Source organism: Sphaerisporangium sp. NPDC049002 (genome assembly GCF_040649355.1).
Lineage (GTDB): Bacteria > Actinomycetota > Actinomycetes > Streptosporangiales > Streptosporangiaceae > Sphaerisporangium.
This window is the reverse complement of record NZ_JBEZFH010000429.1, coordinates 1-1,742: the sequence shown is the minus strand read 5'-3', so window position 1 is coordinate 1,742 and position 1,742 is coordinate 1. Positions and strand designations below refer to the sequence as shown.

1 protein-coding gene and 1 pseudogene are annotated in these 1,742 nt (G+C 74.7%); both read left to right on the top strand.

Features of this window, described 5'->3' with window-relative positions:
* A partial coding sequence (locus AB0B89_RS36270; RefSeq protein ID WP_358562275.1) for a methionine adenosyltransferase domain-containing protein occupies positions 1–381 on the top strand: 381 nt, incomplete at its 5' end.
* Between the two features lie 87 nt (positions 382–468).
* Positions 469–1,742: pseudogene (locus AB0B89_RS36265) on the top strand (primosomal protein N'); the annotation flags it as partial.

The following is a 1,742-nucleotide window of genomic DNA, read 5'->3' as shown; positions in this document are numbered from 1 at the left end:
GGCGGCGCGTTCTCCGGCAAGGACCCGTCCAAGGTCGACCGCTCGGCGGCGTACGCCATGCGGTGGGTCGCCAAGAACGTCGTGGCCGCCGGGCTGGCCGACCGCGCCGAGGTGCAGGTGGCGTACGCCATCGGCAAGGCGCAGCCGGTGGGCGTGTTCGTGGAGACCTTCGGCACCGAGAAGGTCGACATCGAGAAGATCCAGCAGGCGATCCTCCAGGTCTTCGACCTGCGCCCGGCCGCGATCATCCGCGACCTCGACCTGCTTCGCCCGATCTACTCCGAGACCGCCGCTTACGGTCACTTCGGCCGCGAGGAGCCCAACTTCTCGTGGGAGCGCACCGACCGCGCGGAGCAGCTCCGTGAGGCCGCCGGCCTCTGATCCCAGGCGACGATCGCGGCCCGTGGATGTTTCCACGGGCCGCGATTTGATTCCGGCCCCATCGGTGTCGTCTGGTAGGACCTAAAGGTGACCGAAGCCAGGGGTGCGCCCGGCGCTCCCAAGGGTGCGTCCGGTGTCCCCAAGGGCGCGCTCGTGCCCGCCGAGGCGCTCCCCGTCGCCCGCGTCCTGGTCGACACCCCGCTGCCCCATCTCGACCGGCCCTTCGACTACCTCGTGCCGGAGGCCATGGACGCCTCGGCGGTTCCGGGCTGCCGGGTGCGCGTGCGCTTCGCCGGCAAGCTCGTCGACGGGTTCCTGCTGGAGCGGGCCGAGAGCAGCGAGCACGAGGGCAAGCTGCTGGGCCTGGAGCGGGTGGTGTCGCCCGAGCCGGTGCTCACGCCGCGCGTAGCGGCCCTCTGCCGTGCCGTGGCCGACCGCTACGCCGGCACCATGTCCGACGTCCTGCGCCTCGCCGTACCGCCCCGCCACGCCAAGGTGGAGGCCGAAGCGGGACGGGCCGCCGAGGAGCGGGCGCAGGTGGCCCAGGCCGGCGCGGGGGCCCAAGACGAGACCGGCGCGAAGGCCCAGAACGTGACCGGTGGGGGGGCCCAAGACGAGACCGGCGTGGGAGTCCAGGGCGAGACCGGTGGGGCGGGGAGCCAGGGGCCGGCGGTGCCGGTGGGTGGCGGGTCCTGGAGTGGGTACCCCATGGGGCCGTCGTTCCTCACCGCTCTGGCCGAGGGGCGCTCCCCGAGGGCGGTGTGGAACGTTCTTCCCGGGACCGGTGGCGAAGGCCGCCCCCCGGAAGGGCCCGAGTGGCCCGAGGGAATCTCCCTGGCGGTCCTCGCCACGCTGGAAGGCGGCAGGGGAGCCGTGGTCGTGGTGCCCGACGGCAAGGACGTGGCGCTGCTCGACGCCGCCCTGCGCCGTGTCCTCGGGGAGGGCCGGCATGTGGCGCTGACCGCCGATCTCGGGCCCGCCGAGCGTTACCGCAGGTGGCTGCGGGTGCTGCGAGGGCAGGCGCGGGTGGCGGTCGGCACCAGGGCCGCGGCGTTCGCCCCCGTGCCCGACCTCGGCCTCGCGGTGGTCTGGGACGACGGCGACGACCTGCACGCCGAACGGCTCGCGCCCTACCCTCACGCGCGCGAGATCCTCGCCCTGCGCGCCCACCAGACCGGAGCGGCCCTGCTGATCGCGGGCTATGCCCGTACGGCCGAGGCGACGCAGCTCATCGCGACGGGCTGGGCCAGGCCGATCGCTCCGTCGAGGGAGGAGCTCCGGCGGCACGCGCCCCGCGTCCGGCCGGCGGGCGACGACACCGATCTCGCCCGGGACGAGGCCGCGCGCGCGGCGCGCCTGCC